Annotated in this window: 14 protein-coding genes; 4 read left to right on the top strand and 10 right to left on the bottom strand. The window is 71.5% G+C overall.

Annotated features, from left to right (window positions below; genetic code table 11):
- Positions 1-117: 117 nt before the first annotated feature.
- Together V1460_RS05415 and V1460_RS05410 are read right to left on the bottom strand one after the other, a co-directional pair.
- Positions 118-900: a hypothetical protein gene (locus V1460_RS05415; protein WP_338672465.1), complete on the bottom strand. Its 783-nt coding sequence runs from the start codon at positions 898-900 to the stop codon at positions 118-120.
- Positions 897-1544, bottom strand: coding sequence for a TetR family transcriptional regulator (locus V1460_RS05410; RefSeq protein ID WP_338672464.1), 648 nt, complete (start codon positions 1542-1544; stop codon positions 897-899). The genes V1460_RS05415 and V1460_RS05410 overlap by 4 nt, the downstream gene beginning before the upstream one ends.
- Before the next feature lie 544 nt (positions 1545-2088).
- Here V1460_RS05410 and V1460_RS05405 point away from each other — a divergent pair.
- Complete coding sequence (locus tag V1460_RS05405; protein WP_338677909.1) at positions 2089-2658, top strand: response regulator transcription factor; 570 nt, start codon at positions 2089-2091, stop codon at positions 2656-2658.
- 27 nt (positions 2659-2685) lie between these two features.
- On the opposite strand, the gene V1460_RS05400 is transcribed toward V1460_RS05405, so the two are convergent.
- The 4 genes from V1460_RS05400 to lanKC all read right to left on the bottom strand — a co-directional run bounded on the left by V1460_RS05400 (position 2686) and on the right by lanKC (position 9454).
- Positions 2686-4608, bottom strand: coding sequence for an ATP-binding cassette domain-containing protein (locus V1460_RS05400; protein WP_407077402.1), 1923 nt, complete (start codon positions 4606-4608; stop codon positions 2686-2688).
- Entirely contained in the window at positions 4605-6365 is a 1761-nt protein-coding gene (locus V1460_RS05395; RefSeq protein ID WP_338672462.1) for an ABC transporter ATP-binding protein, read from the bottom strand. Before V1460_RS05395 ends, V1460_RS05400 begins: the two co-directional genes overlap by 4 nt.
- A 136-nt stretch (positions 6366-6501) precedes the next feature.
- Positions 6502-6639 carry a SapB/AmfS family lanthipeptide gene (locus V1460_RS05390; protein ID WP_338677907.1) on the bottom strand — a complete coding sequence of 46 codons (138 nt, stop codon included), beginning with the start codon at positions 6637-6639 and terminating at the stop codon, positions 6502-6504.
- 91 nt (positions 6640-6730) lie between these two features.
- Positions 6731-9454 carry a class III lanthionine synthetase LanKC gene (gene lanKC, locus V1460_RS05385; RefSeq protein WP_338672460.1) on the bottom strand — a complete coding sequence of 908 codons (2724 nt, stop codon included), beginning with the start codon at positions 9452-9454 and terminating at the stop codon, positions 6731-6733.
- A gap of 529 nt (positions 9455-9983) precedes the next feature.
- Here lanKC and V1460_RS05380 point away from each other — a divergent pair.
- Entirely contained in the window at positions 9984-13376 is a 3393-nt protein-coding gene (locus tag V1460_RS05380; protein ID WP_338672458.1) for a tetratricopeptide repeat protein, read from the top strand.
- Positions 13377-13677: 301 nt separating this feature from the next.
- Here the strand turns inward: V1460_RS05380 and V1460_RS05375 are convergent, their stop codons facing one another.
- Together V1460_RS05375 and mca are read right to left on the bottom strand one after the other, a co-directional pair.
- On the bottom strand, positions 13678-13923 hold the full coding sequence (locus tag V1460_RS05375; protein ID WP_338672457.1) for a hypothetical protein: 246 nt from the start codon (positions 13921-13923) through the stop codon (positions 13678-13680).
- Complete coding sequence (gene mca / locus V1460_RS05370) at positions 13916-14797, bottom strand: mycothiol conjugate amidase Mca (RefSeq protein WP_338672456.1); 882 nt, start codon at positions 14795-14797, stop codon at positions 13916-13918. The genes V1460_RS05375 and mca overlap by 8 nt, the downstream gene beginning before the upstream one ends.
- A gap of 191 nt (positions 14798-14988) precedes the next feature.
- Here mca and V1460_RS05365 point away from each other — a divergent pair, with 191 nt between their 5' ends.
- A complete protein-coding gene (locus tag V1460_RS05365) occupies positions 14989-15405 on the top strand; it encodes a DUF4307 domain-containing protein (protein ID WP_338672454.1) in 417 nt (138 codons plus the stop codon).
- 168 nt (positions 15406-15573) lie between these two features.
- Positions 15574-16071 carry a transcription elongation factor GreA gene (gene greA / locus V1460_RS05360; RefSeq protein WP_338672452.1) on the top strand — a complete coding sequence of 166 codons (498 nt, stop codon included), beginning with the start codon at positions 15574-15576 and terminating at the stop codon, positions 16069-16071.
- A gap of 78 nt (positions 16072-16149) precedes the next feature.
- On the opposite strand, the gene V1460_RS05355 is transcribed toward greA, so the two are convergent.
- Together V1460_RS05355 and ilvA are read right to left on the bottom strand one after the other, a co-directional pair.
- Entirely contained in the window at positions 16150-16923 is a 774-nt protein-coding gene (locus V1460_RS05355; RefSeq protein WP_407077401.1) for an ABC transporter permease, read from the bottom strand.
- A gap of 67 nt (positions 16924-16990) precedes the next feature.
- Positions 16991-18220, bottom strand: a complete 1230-nt coding sequence (gene ilvA, locus V1460_RS05350) for a threonine ammonia-lyase (RefSeq protein WP_338672451.1) — start codon at positions 18218-18220, stop codon at positions 16991-16993.
- Positions 18221-18432: the final 212 nt, after the last annotated feature.

Here is an 18432-nt window from a genome sequence, read left to right as displayed (position 1 = left end):
TTCCAGGCGGCGATGGGCGAGCACGGTCCGGTGCCGCGATCGGAGGACCTCGCCGCCTGCGAGCCGCGCCCGGTGTCGTGAACACCGAGCGCGGCCTGACAGCGGCGTGAGAGCGCGTCAGTTCGCTCGGTGCAGCCTGTAGAAGATGGGGCGCGCGGCCACCCGGTTCTCGGTGAAGGTGCGCAGGACGAACTTGCGGAAGCTGGGTTTGAACACGAGCGAGGGCATGACGTCGCTCATCCGGTCCCACCGGCAGTGGTTGACCAGACTGTAGGGGGCCTTCCCCGACTCGGCGGGCCGCAGGACGGTCGAGTTGTCGAGGCCCGTCTCGTCCTGGAACCAGCCTGCGGTGTACTGCCAGGCGTACAGGTTGGTGTCGACGTCGTCCGCCGAGAAGTAGTTGAACAGGAAGACACCTTGCCGTTCGTGGTCGACCCGGTCGATGCGGCGGGCGTTGGACCCGGCGAACACCAGCGAACGTCGAGCGGTCCGGTCGAGCTCGGCTTGCAGCCTGGTGACCGTGGCTGCGCGCAGGACTTCCTCGGCACCGTGGACATCGACGGTCTCGACGAGCAGGACGGCGTCGAAGTCCGCATCCGGCACATCCTGGCCGGGGCCGTGCGAACGCCGGCCGGGCGGGCGGATGAACGCCTCGAACACGTCGGCGCGAGTGACACGCGGGTCGCCCAGCAGTTCGGCCGCCGCCACGTGCATCGCGGCCAGGATCCTCCGACGCCGCCCCCGAGGGAGCACCACGGGAGTGCGCCAGGCTCCGCTGCCGGCACCAATGTGCACGAAGCCGGAGGTCGAGGGCTCGATGAGCCGCGCGCGGGTCCAGCTGGTCTTGATGTCCTTGTCGGCGGCATGTGCCGCCGCGGGGTCGGTGATGCGGTCGGTCATGAGGTCTCCCGGTCCGGGTGGTGGGGTGCGCGGACTGCGCGGTGGAAGAGGGCCACTTGTGCCCGAATGGCGTCAGCGGTGGGTGGCTGGATCGCTGACGGGTGGCGCAGCAGTCCGTCGAGCAGGACGTAGGTGAGCAAGGATCCGATCAGGGCTCGCGCGGCCGGCTCCGTGTCGATGTCGGGGTCGACGAGACCCCGCTCCCTGCCCGCGTTCAGGACCGCCGCCACCTCGCCGATGGCACGGTCCGCCACGGCGGCCTTGAACTGGTCCGCCAGGCCGGGGGTACGCGGTGTCTCGGCGACGACGACCCGGGCGAGCGCGAGGTAGGCCGGCTGCATGAGGTCCGCCACCAGGGCCTGCGCGATGTCGCCCAGCAATGACTCGAACTCTTCGGGAGACGCCGGTTGCGCCGACAGCGCGGGGGTGGCTGCGCGGTCCGGGGCTTGGACGAGCGAGGTCAGGGCCTCGCGCAGCAAGCCGAGCTTGTCGCCGAAATAGCTGTACAGCGTCTCCTTCGACGCCCCGGCGGCTGCGGCGATCTGCGCCATCGACGCCCCTGCGTATCCATGTTCGCTGAAGACGACCCCGGCTGCCCGCAGGATTCGCTGACGCCGCTCGGCGGCCTTGCTGACGTTACCCATAACCGAACCGTACCGTACGGTTCGGTTATGGGTAAAGGCGGCACCCGGTCCCCCACCGTCGCGGCGGTCATCGCCCTGCGGCAGATCCTGCGGGCGCACCGCGCCGACAAGGCTGCCGCCGCCCGGCCGCGACCGGCGATCCGAGGGGGCACCGATGAGCGGCACCGTGACCGACATCGTCCTGGCCCGTGGTTTCGGTGGGGCTCTCCCGGAAAGTGGGGCCGGAGCCGTGATCGCGAGCCGGACGAACGCGCAGGTCGGCGGTGCCGGCCGGTGCCCGGACGGACGAGGGACGCACCGGCCACCACTACGAGGAGCGCTCGTAAACCGCTCACGCGCGAGAGGGCGCGCCTGCGCACGCCCCGGCGCACAGGGTGGGAACCGTGCGCTCCCGTGCCTCCCCAGGACCGACTAGCCGCCTCGCCACGGGGCACCGGTTGTACGACTGAATGACCGGATGTGTGCGGCGCAAAGAAGCTCCGCGCACACGCGACAGGAGGCGACGGGGTTGATACGGGTACTGCTCGTGCACGACACCAGCCTGATGCGGTCGGCACTGACCGCCCTGCTGGGGAGGGAGGGCGACTTCGAGGTCATACCCTCCACCTGGCGCTCCGCGGCCGTACAGGCGCAGTCGCTGCGGCCCCACGTCTGCATCGTGGACGTCGACTGCCCGGGATCGACCATGCTCGGCACGGTGGCCGGACTCGCCCGGCGCATCACCGGGATGGGCGCCGCCCTGCTGGTGCTCGCGACGGGCTCCCGGCCCGGTCTGCTGCGGCGCGCCTTCGACGCGGGCGCACTGGGGTACGTCAGCAAGGACGGTGGCCCCCAGCGACTACTCGAAGGAATCCGGCGTGTCGCTGCGGGGGAACGTTTCATCGACGAGTCACTCGCCTTCGGGTTCCTGCAGGCGGCCGAGATGCCGCTGACCCCGCGCGAGTTGAGCGTGCTGCGGCTGGCCGCCGAGGGCTCGACCGTCGCCGAGATCGCACGCAGCCTGCATCTCTCAGGGGGAACCGTCCGCAACTACATGTCCGCGATCACCCGTAAGACAGGGGCCCGGAACCGCGTGGACGCGATTCGGATCTCGCAGCACGCGGGCTGGGTCTGAGCCTCGGGGCCGGGCGGACGGTGGCGTTCAGTCGTCCGTGGCCCGCCCGGCCCCGAGGCCCGTCCCGGCGTCGCCCCCGGCTTCGGGGCCGGTCTCGCCCTCCCAGTGGCCCACGAGGTCCCGATACAGCTCGGAACGGGCCAGCAGGTCCTCATGGGAGCCCGACACGGCGTGTACGCCGTCCAGGACCAGAACGCGGGAAGCCCTGCGCGCGGAGGTGAGGCGGTGGGCGATCACGATCAGGGTCCCGGGGCGTGCGGCGAAGGCCTGTTCGGCGTTGGCCTCGGCGCCCGGGTCCAGGTGGCAGGTCGCCTCGTCGAGCAGCACCAGCCGGGCGGGCGACAAATACGCCCGGGTCAGTGCGATGAGCTGCCGCTCCCCCTGCGACAGGGCGCCCGGGTCGACGGGCGCGTCAAGGCCACCGAGCCGGTGCACCACGGGTGCGAGGCCGATCGCCGCCGCGGCGGACTCCACGGCCGCGGTCCCGGGGCCCCCGTCCGGGCACAGATACAGCAGGTTCTCGCGCAGGCTGCCCGTGAACACATAGGCCTCCTGCGGTATCAGGACCCGCGTGTGCGCCGCCGTGTACCGGCCGGGTCGCCGTCGCACCGGCGACCCGGCCACCCTCACCTCTCCGCTGTCCGGCACCAGCAGTCCGGCCATCAGCGCGAACAGTGTGGACTTGCCGATACCGCTGGGCCCGACAACGGCCAGGTGCTCACCGGGCTCCACGACGAGATCCAGCGCATCCACGACGGGCCGCGCGCCCGGACCGTACGCGAACGAGACCGACCGCAGTTCCACACGCGGAGCGCGCGCCGGCACCCGTTCCCCGTCCATGTCGTCCGGCTCGGCTGACGGGTGGCCGTCGGGCGCGCTGCGGCTGCCCGTGAGGTGGTCCAGGATCACCAGCAGCCGGGTGCCGGCCGCCCCCAGACCGGTCATCAGCGTGTGCAGGGCGGGCAGCAGCGCCTGCGTCAGATAGGTGAGCGCCCCCAGCAACGCCCCGGCGGTGACTCCCTGGCGGAGCAGCCAGGGGGCGGCGGCCAGCAGCAGCACGATCGGCAGCTGCGCGGACAGCGCGAGCGCGAGCGTGCGGACGGCGGCCCAGCGCGCCAGCGAACGCGCGGCCCGCGTCTGGGCGTCGATCAGCTCATCCGCCGCATCGGCCGTTCGCGCCTCCGCACCGCAGGCGACCACGTCCCGCAGACCCGGCACGATCTCGGCGAAGCGCTGGGCGAGTTGCTCATCGGTGTGCAGGAACTCCCGCTGCCGCGCGGCCATCGGGCCGAGCGCGGCGGTGAACAGCACCAGGCCGACGGCCAGCGGTGGCAGCACCACCAGCAGCAGCGCGGGGGCGAGCGCCAGCATGCCGAGCAGCGCGCCCGCGGCGGTGAACACGAACGACCGCAGGACCAGCACCAGCCCGGCGAACCCGTCCCGGGCCGCCTCCGTCTGGTGCGTCAGCCGGGACACCGCCCTGCGGTCACCGGCCCCGGACGCGAGGCCACTCAGCGCACCGGTGACGACCCGGCGCACCAGCCCGTCCCGCAGCGGTTCCACCAGCTCGGCCAGCCTGTGGAACATCCGGTCCGTGGCCACCCCACCCGCGACGATCGCCACGGCGGCGACCGCCAGCCAGCCGATGCCCACGCCCGGCCGCTCGGCGAGGAACCCGCTGTCCAGTGCCTTGGCAACGCCGTATCCGCCCAGGAAGGTCTGTCCCGACTCCAGCAGCGACCAGCCGGCGAGGCCCAGGAGCACCCGCCGGCGCGGCGCGAGGAACGGAACCGCCCTGCCCAGCACCCGCCGCAGCGCTCCCCTCCCGGTGCTGCGGCGGGTGCTGGGCGGGGCGCTTCGCAGCGGTGCCGCCCCGGCGGCTCCCGGCGGGACGGCCTCCTTCTCGGTCGCCGTCGGCGTCGCCACCGATGCACTCCCCTGCCCCGTCATCGCGCTCCCCGCGGGTGTGAGTCGTCGGGCTTGCCTTCACCGCTCTCCGCCGCGAACACCGCCCGGTATTCCGGCAGCGCCCACAGCGCGGAATGCGGTCCGAGGCCCCTGATCCGGCCGCCGTCGAGCCAGGCCACCAGGTCGGCGCGGGCGGCGGACGACGCCCTGTGGGCGATCACCACCCGGGTACCGGGGCGCACGTCGTGCAGGAGGGCCCGGACGACCTGGCGTTCGGTCACGCTGTCCAGGCTCGATGTGGCGTCGTCCAGCACCAACATCCGGCCGGCGTGGGCGAAGGCCCTTGCCAGGCCGAGACGCTGGGCTTCGCCTCCGGAGAGCGGGGCGTCGCCGAGCGGGGTGGCGTAGCCGGTGGGGAGACGGCGGACGAACGGGTCGGCGCCCGCCGCGCGGGCCGCAGCCGTCACCGTGGGCCCGTCCGGCTCGTACGGGCCGAAGGCCAGCGCTTCGGCCACCGTCGCACCGAACAACGCGGGGCGTTCGAAGGCGTAGCCCACGTCCCTTCGCAGTGCCTGCCGTTCGAGCTCGGCCAGGGGTATGCCGTCCAGCAGTACGACCCCGGCGTCGGGGTCTGCGAGCCGTCCGGCCAGCTCGGCCAGCACCGTCTTGCCGGCGCCGGACCGTCCGACCACGGCGAGCGTGGCGCCACCGGGCACGACCAGATTCACGTTCCTCAGCACCGGGCGCCCCTCACGGGCGACCGTGACCTCCCGGAACTCCAGCCGCCCCGGGCCGTCTTCGGGGAGCTTGCGGGTCCCGTACCGCATGGCGGGCACGGTCAGCAGCTCCGCGGTACGGCGGGCCGCCGCACGGCTGCGCACCAGCGCGCCGAGCTGTCCCACGACCGCGCCGACGCCCGCGGCCAAGGCGGCGTAGCGGAACACGGCGAGCAGCTCGCCCACCGTCAGCTCCCCGGCCGCGAGACGCAGTCCGCCGACCGCGAGCACCGCCGTCTCCAGCAGCGGCACAAGGACCGCCGCACGCGCGACGGCCGTCCCGTACACCCGCCAGACCTGGCGTCCGCGCAGCCCGAGTTCCGGCAGCGGAGTCAGGACCCGGGCACGCTCCCATTCCTGTGTACCGGCCGCCGCGATCGTGCGCGCTCCGCCGAGCGCCTCCACCAGACGGGTGGCGATGTCGCCCTGGACCCGCTGGTAGCGGGACACCGCGTCGGATGTGTCGCGGGTGAAAGCGCGCAGCAGCAGCACCAGCACCGGCGCTCCGGCCAGGAAGGCGACCGCCGTCCATACGTCGATCAGCAGCAGCGCCACCAGGCCGCCGATCGGCAGGGCGAGTGCCGGCAGGGCGGCAGCCGCCGTGGCCGGGGCCACGGCGGCCTCCGTCGCGTTGCCGGTCAGCCGGGTCACCAGATCGCCCGGGGTGAAGCGTGCGGCTCCGCGGGGTCCGGCCGCCAGCAGGTGCCGCAGCGCACGTCCGCGCATCCAGGCCGCAGTGTGGGCGTTGACGGTCCCGGTGAGCAGCGCCGATGCGCTGTCGCTCAGCATGTCGGCGATGATCAGCGCGGCGCAGAGCGCGAGCCACGGCCCGGCGTTCGCGGCGCCGTCGAGCAGCAGGTCGAGTGTGCGTCCCAGTACGGCGGGGAGCGCGATGGCGGCTCCCGCAGAGACCACTCCGGCTGTGGTGACAGCCGCCAGCCGGACCGCGGAGGCACGCGCCGCTCCGGACAGCAACCGTCTGGCGGTTCCGGTGACCTGGCCGGGAGACCGGAGCTGGCTCATGGCTTGCTCGTTCCTGCTCGTCCGGGCGTCTGAACGGTTCCGGTCCCGGGCGGTGAACCGCCCGGGACCGGAGTCGGCATCGTGCGGAGCCGACTCCGCACGATGCCGTGTTGCGGTCGAGATGGACCGGCCGCTACTAGTTGCAGGTGGTGATGCTCAGGCTGCTGTCGCCGCAGAGCAGCAGGCTCGCGCGGCTGCCGCCGCCGGTACCCCCGAACTCCTCGGCGTGCTCGTCCTTGGCGGTCTCCATCGTCTGAAGGTCGAGAAGAGACATGATCGTCTGCCTTTCGTTCGTCATACGGGGACGGTTGGTGTTGCCATGACCCCTGTTGCGCACGCGCTCAGGAGCCGTCTGTGGGGCCGCGTCAGCGGCCGGTGGGGGGCGGCGGCAGGAAGGGCAGCTGGACCGGTGCGTCGTGGAGCGCCGCGCCGAGCGCCAGCAGGCATCCGGCCGTGCCGGTGGCGAGGTCCATGGACAGCCGCATCATCTGCTCGCCGGGGAAGGCGAGATGGCCTTCGAAGGGAACCGCGTGCCAGGCCAGCACGCCGATCTGCCGGGCGATGTCGGTGGGTGAGGTACCGGTGACGGTGCCCGTGTGGGTACCGGGATACGCGCCGGACGCTGCGGTACGGCTCAGGTGCAGCACCATCCCTGCGGCGCCGCGGAACAGGCCCGGCTGGGCGTAGAACTTCGCCTGCGCGGCCTGCACGATCTCACCACGCGCCCGGGTGAAGCGCTCGTCGTCGCCGTGGGCGAGCCAGTCGTCGAGCACCATGCCGATGCCCACGCTGCCGGCGCCGAGGTACGGCATGGTGCGCCAACCCTCGTCCACCTGCAGGGCCCCGCCCGCGGCCCGGACGCAGCGGTCGAGGTCGCGGTTCAGCGCGTCGGATGCGGCGGCGAGCAGGGCGGGGTCGCCGGAGCGTTCGTACAGCCTCAGCTGGAGCAGGGCGGTGCCGCTGCCTCCGTACAGCAGCCCGGCGCGCTGGGCTGCCCTGCCCGAGGCCGCGCCCTCCGCCACGAGGCGGCCGCAGCGCAGCGCGGCGTCGAGCAGCGACTTGTCGCCCGTGGAGGCTCCGATGGCGTCCAGCGCGAGCCCGATTCCGGCGAGTCCGCTGTGCAGATCGGGTGCCATGCCGCTCCAGTCCTGGGCCCTGATGACATCCACGAGCTCCAGCGCCGCCGCGGTATGCCCGAGCCGGTCCAGGGTCCAGGCGATGCCCGCGAGCCCGTCGTAGAACCCGAGCGGAGTGCCCGGGGCCGGTTTGCGTGTCGCACGCAGCAGCCATTCCTCGGCCTCGGGCCACCGACCGCAGCCGGTCTCCACGAGGGCGTGGAGCACTCCCGCAGCCCCGTGGGCGAAGCACGCGCCGCCCACGGGGGACGCGAACTGGGCTATGTCCCCCGGGAAGCAGCGGTCGTCGCGTCCGAAGGTGGCGGAGGCCCGGATGGCCGCGGCCATCGAGTCACGGCTGTCCGGCCAGTCGCCCGGCTCGACGGGGAGATAGCGGGGAGCCGAGTCGGCGCGGGTCGCCGGGGGCGGGGGGGCCGGGAGCGGACCTCCTCGGGTGATCTCGGCGACCGCCTCGTCGAGGAAGCCCCGGTCCACCGGGAAGTGCTCGGCCACGATGTCCGCCAGGTGCGCCGCCTTTCCCCGGTCCACCGCCAGCAGGCTGGTCAGCGGCAGGAAGAGGGCGATCCGCAGGCAGGCGAGGGCATAGCGGTCGACATCCGCGCCCCGGCGGTCGGCCGGTGCCACGAAGCCGGGGTTGGCGATGACCTGTCTGCGTGCCTCAGCGATACCGGCGGCCGCCTCGAAGTCCAGCAGCACCACCGATGACTCGTCGTCGGAGACCATGATGTTGAACAGATGCAGATCGTTGAAGGCCACGCCCCGGGCGTGCACCGCGTCGATGGCTTCGGTCACCAGTCCGTGGATGCGCAGTGCCCAGGCGGTGTATTCGGCGAGTGCCTCCGCGGACGGATCCTGCTCGATCAGCGGGTGCCGCCGGGCGAAGAAGCCGTTGAGCGGGCGCCCCTCGATGAACTCCAGCACCAGGAAGCTGTGGTCGCCCAGCGTGAACCAGTCCAGCACCTCGGGCGTGCAGCCCAGCCCCGCGAGCTGCTCCAGCGCGTCTCTCTCCCGCTCAAGACGGGCCACGGCGTCGGCTCCGTCGGCGGCGAGCCCGGCATGGGGCCGTGCTTCCTTGAGGACGACTCTTCGCCCGGTGCGCTCGTCCCGCCCGGTGTAGACGCCCCCGCCGTTGGAGAAGTGCAAAGCCCGTTCGATGGTGTAGGGGATGGCGGTCGTGGTGGTCGCGGACCGGGCGGCGAGATGCGGCCGGAGGAAGTCGGGGAGCGGCACCCAGGGCGGCAGATGGAACGCCGGCTCCCTGAGGTCCGGTACGAGTCGCCCTTCGGCATCCTCGACGGCGGGGCGCAGCTCTCCCTGCTCGTCGCGGCAGTGCCGCTCGGTGAAGCTGCCGTACCTCAGGTACACGGGCCCGCTGCCCCAGCGCAGATCACTGAGGATGTACGGCCCCGGCTCACCGCCGAGCAGTGCGTCGAGGTCCTCGGCGATGGTGCGGCACTGCGCGTCGTCCGCGGGGTACACGGTGATGAACTTGCCGCTGCCGGCACGGTCGGCGTACTTGGCGTTGCGGGTGTGCAGCAGATAGCGGCTCGGCATGAACTTGAAGGCGATGTCCCTGGGGACGCAGTAGTCCCAGACCTGGGCGAGCACCTTCTCGGCGTTGTCGAGGCAGGCGGATACATGGATCTTCCATCCCTGCGAGGGGAGTTGGGCATCCAGGGGCCGGAAGGCGAGCCAGTCACCGGACTGGTGCCGCTGCCATCCCGCGGGGGCCGCCCGCCGTGCCGCCTCGTACGGTCGGCCGATACCGCCGCCGGTCCGGCCGGTCGCGTTCGTCCGGCCGGTCTCGCCGGGCCGGTCGCCGTCCGCCGCGCCGCCGGCGTGGTTCACGGTGGCCGAGCGGTCCGCGTCGTCCGCGGCGACGGCGGTGAGCCTGTGCGGAGCGTCGTAGAAACGCCGGTCGGCGTCGCAGAAGACCGCGTACCCCTTGTTCATCTCGCTCCTTCGGCCCGGTGGACTGCAATAAAACTGTCATGGGGCGGAGGGCGTCGACAGTCACTGCTGTCATCAAGCACCTGTGAGGAACGCACGAGTAGCTTCCGGTAGCCGCAGCGGAATTCGAAAGGCGCCCGAAATGGCCTGCAAAGAGCGGAGCGGGGAGAGACCCGTGTCTCTCCCCGCTCCCGCTTCCCCGAGATTCACCGTTGTCAGTACGTCATTGGCCTCCTCGGATTCCGCTCGCTCCTTCCGGTTCCCCGGCGTCTCTGGTGCCTCTGCGCTCCCTGATGCCTCCGGCGATCCGCAGCGGCTGAAGGTCCTGCCTACAGGGGGTTCCTTCCTGCTCGGTCCATCCGGCTCTTCGTTCGTTCCGGATATTTCTCCGGTATGGATCAAGTGCCCACCGCAGATCAGGACAAACCTCCTCTTATCGGGTGATGCGTAGGGGTCATGGACTCCCTCGCGCCAACGCGCGTCACGCAGGACACTTGACGTCACAACCGGAATCTCTCGGAGGGGGACCCATATGCGGGACAGCCATCGAGCGGAAGCCGAACGGCTGTTGATACGCGCGGTCGACGAGGAGGTACGCCGCTCGGGTGGGCGCGCCGACCCAGCCGCGCTGCTGGCACGTGGGCGGACAGCGCTGGAGACGATGGCGGCGGAAGCGGCTCGGGAGGAGTACGCCGCCTACGCCGGTGCCGTCGAAGCGGCCGAGGCGAGCCGACAGTCCCTGTCGGCGGGCTTCCGGCGCCGGAACGTCTCGACTCCGCTGCTGGTCACCGCCGTTGGGTCGGTCGCTGCCATCGGCGCGGACATGGCGCTCGGCACCACCACGGGCACGGCCATCGGCGCCGGGGCCGTCGTCGCCGTCGTCGGCGCCGCCACGACCGTGGCCAAGGTGACCGCGTCGCACTGGCCCGCCGCACACCGCAGGGCCGGGGCGCTGGCTCAGCCGGGCGGGGTCGAACAGCTGCGCCTCGCATGGCTGACGGCGCTGGAGGTACGGGGCATCCGCCCGTTCATCGACCAGCAGCGTCTGCTGACGGCATCCGCTGCCAGACAAGGCACCAGGCAAGGCTCCCGGCAGGGCTCCCTCACGGAGAACGGAGCGACGCGGACAGCGGCAGGCGGGGGCGCGGTCGCGAGCATGGCCGCAGCCTCCGGCGCGGCGCGGTCCGGCGGTCCGGTGCTCCGCGGCGGCGACCGCAGCCAGGCGGCCCGCAGACGCAGTGTGCTGGAGCAGTCCTTCGGGCACCTGCCCGCCCCGGACGGGCCGTTCACGGGACGGCGCGAGGCGATCACACGGATCGCCCAGTGGGTGCACGCCGCACGCGCGGCCACGGAGACGAAGCCGACGGTCGTCGTTCTGCACGGCGAACCGGGCTCGGGCCGCACCACACTCGCGGTGCGCGCCGCGCATGAGCTGAAGGACCAGTTCCGCGGCGCGTGCGTGGTCGACCTGCGTGGTGACCCGGCAGGCTCCGAGCAGCCCCTGCCCACCCGCGACGCGCTGCTGCACCTGCTGAACCGGCTGGGCGCCCCGCGCGAGCAGTTGCTGTTCCGGGAGCGGTCGTCGTCTCCCGAGCAGCAGGTACGGCGGCTGAGCGAGTTGTACCACCAGCATCTGACCGGCCTTCCGGTCACCGTCGTACTGGACGACGCGAGCGATCCCGCCCAGATCCGGACGTTGGTGCCGGAACGCTCCGACTCGCTGGTGCTGGTGACGTCCCGTCGGCCCTTCGAGCCGTCCGACCTCGGGGACGAGGACACGGCGTGGGTGCACCGGCTGGCGGTGGAGCCCCTGGACCCGGCGGGTGCCGAGGAGCTGCTGGCATGGTCCACCGGAAAGCCGCAGGAGGCGCGGTCGGGACCGGTGGAAGGGCCGGAAGGGCCGCCGCAGCGGATTCAGGACGAGCCGTACGACACCCAGTCCTGCGATTCGGTGAGGGAGTTGTGCGGCGGGCTGCCGCTCGCGCTGCGTGCGGCCGGATCCTCGCTCGGGACGCGCTCGATGCGGGACCTGGCCGCCGCGCTGTCCGCGTACGGCGGCCCGGCAGGCCCCGTCGAGCGGGCGCTGCGGCTGCGCTACACCGACCAGAGCGAGCAGGCACGCCGGCTGCTGCGGCGGCTGTCGCTTGCGGGGCGTACCTCGCTCGGCGCCGCCGCGGCCGCGGCCCTGCTGGGCACGGACGAGACGGAGGGCCGGCGGCAGTTGTCGGCGCTCGCCAGGGCGGGGCTGCTGGACCATGTACGCGGCGAGCGCTACCGATTGCACGACGCAGTCCGGGCCTTCGCCCACGCACGTCTGCTGGACGAGGAGGAACTGACGGAGCGCACCGCCGCGCAGGAACGGCTGATCATCGGTTACGCGGAGCTCGCGGACTCGGTGATCCGGCTGGTCGACGGCAAGACGTCGACCCGCGCCGACCACTTCGACGGCCACGGCTTCTCCTCGTTGGAGGCGGCGCTGCGCTGGCTGGACGACGAGTCCAGCTTCATCACGGCGGCACTGCGGCACGCGGAGGGCATCGACCAGCAGGCCGTGCTCAACCTGCTCGGCGCTCTGTGCGACTACTGCCTGCTGCGGGGCGACCTCTACCGCCTCGGTGAGATCAGCGAACTGACCCAGGCGGTCGACCAGGGGCTGCTGATCCGCTCGGTCCAGTGGCGTACGGGTATCGCCGCCCGCCAGCTCGGCGAGCTGGACAAGGCACGCACCACCCTGACGTCGGTGGTGGACCTCTACCGCGAGGCGCACCATGACGCCGGCGCGGCCAGGGCCCTGTGCTCGCTCGGTATCACCCTGCACCACCAGGGCAACCTCGGCGAGGCCGCGGCGAAGCTGCGCGAGGCGCTCGAACTCCAGGCGTCCGACTCACTGTCCGCCGACCGTGCCTGGACGCTGCACGCCCTCGCCGCGGTGGAACGGGACCGGGCCGACCTCGCGGAGGCGCTGACCCTGCTGTCCACCGCGCTGGCACTGCACCGGGGCGGCGAATCCCTGCACGGTGAGGCCTGGACCCACTACCAGCGGGGGCAGGTGTACCTGCGGACGGGCGACGTCCCACGGGCCGAGTCGGAGCTGCGGGAGGCCCTCGGGCTCTACGGCCGCACCCAGGACGACCGCGGCGAGGCCTGGGCGCTGACCCAGCTCGCCCGCGCCCGACTGGTGGACGGCGATCCGACGCCCGCCGTCGAGCAGTTGCGGCAGGCGGTGTCCCGGCACCGCGACAACGAGGACGCGCGCGGCGAGGCGTGGACGCTGTACTACCTGGGCCAGTCACTCGAGGAGCAGGGCGACCGCGACCAGGCGGTACGCGAACTGGAGCGGGCCCGCACGATGTTCTCGCGGATGCGCGACGTGTACGGGCTGGCCTGCGCCCGACACCACTCCGGCCGCGCCACCCGCGACCAGCGCGCCGCGCGCACGGGCAACCTACGCAACTCCGGCTTCGCCCGTCAGCTCCTGGTCGACGCGCGCGCCGACTTCCGCCGTATCGGCGTGGCCCACGGCGAGGCGTGGACGTGCCTCGAACTGGCAGTCATCGACGCCGGCAACGACCGGCCGGTCCAGGCCCTCGGCCTCTGCGACGAGGCGATCGCCCTGTTCGCCTCGTGCGGCGACCGCCGCGGCGACGCCTGGGCCCGCTTCCTTCGCGGCACGCTACTCCCGTACGCATCGGCGGGCGGGGTGGAGGTCGGCACGGTCGTCGCCCAGGAGGAGCTGTCCACCCTCCGAACCGAGCTCCGCACCGAACCGCACCCGAGCCGCGACCCGAAGCTGGAGGACTTCCTGGATGCCTTCGCCCTCGTCCTGGAGCGCGGGGTGCGTCTGGAGGAGGGCTGGCAGGCCTGGTCCCTGGGGATGGTGCCGGACCGGCACGCGCGGGAGGTGATGGGCGTACCCACCGGCTGACCGCGAGGGGCGCCCGCGCCCTCGGCACCCGCCCGAGCGCCGCCACCCTGAGGTGGCGGCGCTTCGGGATTCCCGAGCACCCCGGCATTCCCCGAGCACCCAGGCAGTGCGGCGGCCCCGCGGGGCTAGGGCGTGCTGCGAAAGTAGCTCCGTCCGCCCGCAGGGCGGGGCCTGCGGCGTCTGGTGCGTGCGATCGCAAGGCGGAGGATCATCCTCGTACTGGACGTACGTGGATGACTCCGACAACGCAGCGAGCGTGCGTGCCAGGCGTCGCGGGTCAGGAGGGACTTCGCAACACGCACTAATCCTTGGAGCCGCCACCGGGGCCGGCCGCGGCTTCCGAGGCGGTCGCCGACGGCTTGTCGAAGTTCACGCGGCCCAGGTGGCGGTTCATGGACTTCATCAGCATCCACACGCCCACCGCGAGTGCGGCGAAGACGATGAAGCCGAGGACGCCCGGGGTCACCTTGTTCTTGTCCAGCTCCTGCGCCGCGAGCGGGGCGAGGTGCGTCAGGGCGAGGTTTGCGCTAGCACTCATGTCAGGCATTGTCGCGGATGCCCGCGAAGAGGTCGCTCTCGGGGAGGGAGGTATCGACCCAAGACTTGGCGAGCTCGTACTCCTCCGTGGGCCAGATCTCCGTCTGGATCTCCATGGGCACCCGGAACCAGCCGCCCTCCGGGTCGATCTGCGTCGCGTGGGCGATCAGTGCCCTGTCCCGGGTCTCGAAGAAGTCGGCGCACGGGACGTACGTGGTCAGCGTCCGCTCGGCGCGCTGGAACTCCTTCCAGCGCTCCAGCCACTCCCCGTACGGGGACTCCATGCCGCGCGCGATGAGCGCCTCGTGCAGGGCCACCGTCCGCGGACGGTTGAAGCCCTGGTTGTAGTAGAGCTTCTGGGGCTGGAAGGCGTCGCCGTACTCGGACTCCGGGTACTTCTCGGTGTCCGCCGCGCCGTCGAAGGCCACCATGGTGATCTTGTGGGTCATGATGTGGTCGGGGTGCGGGTAGCCGCCGTTCTCGTCATACGTCGTGATGACCTGCGGGCGGAAGGCGCGGATCTTGCGCACCAGCTCACCCGCAGCCTTGTCGACGTCCTCCAGGGCGAAGCAACCGTCCGGCAGCGGAGGCAGCGGGTCGCCCTCCGGAAGGCCGGAGTCGACGAAGCCGAGCCACTCCTGCTTCACACCGAGGATCTCGCGGGCCTCGTCCATCTCCTTGCGACGCACCTCGTGGATGTTCTCCTCGATGTACTTGTCGCCCTGGAGCTTCGGATTGAGGATGGAGCCGCGCTCGCCCCCCGTGCAGGTGACGACCAGCACGTCCACCCCCTCGGACACATACTTGGCCATCGTCGCCGCGCCCTTGCTCGACTCGTCGTCGGGGTGCGCGTGAACGGCCATCAGTCGCAGCTGCTCAGTCAAGACTCGATCCTCGGATCCTCGGTATTGCCTCGAAATTGTCGTGCCCCCCACAACGACCTCGGCACAGGGCGGCAGTCGCAGGCGGATGACGGGCTTCTATAGTGACGGAATCGGGGGGCGGAAAAATTCCGGCTCCTGTGAGATTTTCGTTGATCCACCCGCTGACTCCCGCCGAATCCGGAGGACGATCCATGACCACGGTGCGCCCGCAGGTGCCCGGTGGCCGCTACGGCCGCCCGGCGGACGAGCGCGCGGATCGTGGGCTCAAGATCGTGGGGGCGGTGCTCGGTGTGGGACTGCTCACCATGGTGGGCTGGTTCGGATACGGCTACGTCAGCGGCCAGAAGATCAGCGCCGAGCTGATCAAGTGGGATGTGACCGCGGACGACCGGGTCGAAGTCCATCTCGAAGTCCGGAAGTCCCATGGCACCAGGGGATACTGCACACTGCGTTCCCGTGCCCGCGACGGCAGCGAGGTCGGCCGCAGGGACGTCCGCTTCGACGCCCCGGGTACGCGAATCGACGAGGTGGTCACCGTGCGTACTACGGCAAGGGCGACCAGCGCGGAGCTTACGGGGTGTACGGCCGACAACGGGTCGAAAGACTGAGACTCCGACCCCCGCTCTCCGCTGACCTGCATTGATGCATTCTTGAGGCCTTTTGGTCCTCCCTCTTTCCCTCGCTGATTGTTAGGCTCGTGGTTTCGCCCGCACCTGAAGGCACATGCTTCTGGGTAGGGCGATGCTTTGTATTCCCAGTACCTACGAGGAGCACCTGTGACCCAGACCAGCGAGAACGTCACCTGGCTCACCCAGGAGGCGTACAACCAGCTCAGGGCCGAGCTGGAGTACCTGTCTGGTCCCGCGCGGGTCGAGATCGCCAAGAAGATCGAGGCGGCTCGCGAAGAGGGCGACCTGCGGGAGAACGGCGGGTACCACGCGGCCAAGGAAGAGCAGGGAAAGCAGGAGCTCCGTGTGCGCCAGCTGACCCAGCTCCTTGAGAACGCGAAGGTCGGCGAGGCCCCGGCGGACGACGGCACCGTGGCTCCCGGCATGGTCGTGACCGTCGCCTTCGACGGTGACGAGAGCGACACCGAGACCTTCCTGCTGGCCTCGCGCGAGTACGCGTCCGGCGACATCGCGACGTATTCCCCGCAGTCGCCACTCGGCGCCGGTGTCAACGGCAAGAAGGTCGGCGAGGACGCGGAGTACGAGCTGCCCAACGGCAGGACCGCGATGGTCAGAATCGTCGAGGCCAAGCCGTACCAGAGCTGAGCGACCGCCGCCGCGAGCGCATCGCAAAGGCTCCCCGCGCCCGAGGTAAGGGCGCGGGGAGCCTTTGCGTGCGGTGCCTCAGGCTGTCGCCGAGCGGTACTTGCGCACCGCCAGCGTGCGGAACAGCACCACGATCAGCACCGAGTAGACGATCGAAGCGGACACCGGGTGCTCCATCGGCCAGGCGCCGGACTGCGAGACTCCTGGATTGCCGAACAGCTCGCGGCAGGCCTGCACGGTGGCGCTGAACGGGTTCCAGTCGGCGATCGTCCGGAGCCAGGGGGTCATCTGGCTGGAGTCCACGAACGCGTTCGAGATGAACGTGACCGGGAACAGCCAGATCAGTCCGCCCGAGGTGGCCGCCTCAGGGGTGCGGACCGAGAGACCGATCAACGCGCCGATCCAGGAGAACGCGTAGCCGAGCAGGAGCAGCAGCCCGAAGGCGGCGAGTGCCTTGGGGATGCCGTTGTGGACCCGCCAACCGACCAGCAGGGCCACGATGGTGAGCACCACGAGGGTCAGCGTGGTCTGGACGAGGTCGGCGAGCGTGCGGCCGGTGAGGACCGCGCCACGTGCCATGGGGAGGGAGCGGAAGCGGTCGATCAGGCCCTTGTGCATGTCGTCGGCGATGCCCGCGCCCGCCGTGGCGAAGGTGACGGTCTGGGCGAAGATCCCGGCCATCAGGAACTCGCGGTAGACGGCCGGCGAGGTCGTGCCACCGATGTTCATGGAACCGCCGAACACATAGCTGAACAGCACCACGAACATGATCGGCTGGATCATCCCGAAGATGACCACGGCGAATCGCGCAGGGAATTCCACCTCGGCTACAACGGGCGAGACGCGGCACATCGCGCCCCGCGGGGCGCGTCCTGTGCCAGCCCCACTGCAAGCCCGGCCCGCTTCAGCCCGGCCCGCTTCAGCCCATCACGCGGTAGCCCACGTCACGCAGCGCCCGCTCCACCTCCGCGCAGTGCTCCCTCCCCTTCGTCTCCAGCTGCAGCTCGACCTCGACCTCCGTCAGACCGAGGCGCGGGTCGGTGCGGACATGAGCCACGTCCAGGACGTTCGCGTCCAGGCCGGACAGCACCCCCAGCAGCGACGCCAGCACACCGGGCCGGTCGGCCAACCGCAGCCGGAGCGACAGATAACGGCCCGCCGCCGCCATGCCGTGGCGCAGGATGCGCTGCATCAGCAGAGGGTCGACATTGCCGCCCGAGAGCACCGCCACCACCGGGCCGTGCACGGAGCGCGGCTCGCTCAGCAACGCCGCCACCGTGCTCGCTCCCGCCGGTTCGACCACCAGCTTGGCCCGCTCCAGGCACAGCAGGAGCGCCGATGACAACGCGCCCTCCGAGACCGTGCGCACCTCGTCGACAAGTTCCTCGACGATCGCGAACGGCACATCTCCCGGACAGCCCACCTTGATGCCGTCCGCCATGGTGACGGGCGCCTCGATCGCCACCGGACGCCCCGCCGCCAGCGACGGCGGATACGCCGCCGCGCCCTCGGCCTGCACGCCGATGATCCGCACATCGGGGCGCAGCGCCTTCACCGCGACCGCGATGCCGGCTGCCAGGCCGCCGCCGCCCATGCCGACGATGATCGTCCGCACCTCCGGGCACTGTTCGAGGATCTCAAGGCCCACCGTGCCCTGGCCGGCGATGATGTCGGGATGATCGAACGGGTGGATGAACACGGCGCCCGTGTCCCGCGCGTACTCACGCGCCGCGGCGAGGCTCTCGTCCACGACCTGCCCGCACAGCCGCACGTCGGCGCCGTACTCACGCGTAGCGGCCACCTTCGGCAGCGGGGCGCCCACCGGCATGAAGACGGTCGAGCGCACCCCCAGGAGCGCGGAGGCGAGGGCCACGCCCTGAGCGTGGTTGCCCGCGGATGCCGCGACGACGCCCGCCGCGCGCTCCTCCGGTCGCAGACCCGAGATCCGCACATACGCGCCGCGCAGCTTGAACGATCCGGTCCGCTGAAGGTTCTCGCACTTGAGGTGGACGGGGGCACCTACCAGGTCGGACAGATACCGGCTGCCCTCCATGGGGGTCAGCTTGGCCACGCCGGCGAGCATCTTCTGAGCCCCCCTGACGTCATCGAGGATGAGGGGGTGAGCGGGGCCTGCCACATGGAAGCTCATGACTGCCAGTCTCGCAGTCGACGGGCATCCCGGTCGGCCCGATCACACACCTGTCCACAGGATTCCAGCGGAGCTCCCTGCGGGATTCCGGCGGGACTGCCCGCGAAATCGCGGCACGGCCCCGGTGGCACCGAAGCGGGACTCCGGTGGGATTCCACGGGTTTGCGCAGGGCCGGTACAGTCCCGCCCTCGTCCGCGTACTCTGTCCCCCA

The sequence above is a fragment of the Streptomyces sp. SCSIO 30461 genome, from assembly GCF_037023745.1.
Taxonomy (GTDB): Bacteria; Actinomycetota; Actinomycetes; order Streptomycetales; family Streptomycetaceae; genus Streptomyces.
This window is presented reverse-complemented; position numbering and strand designations above follow the sequence as displayed.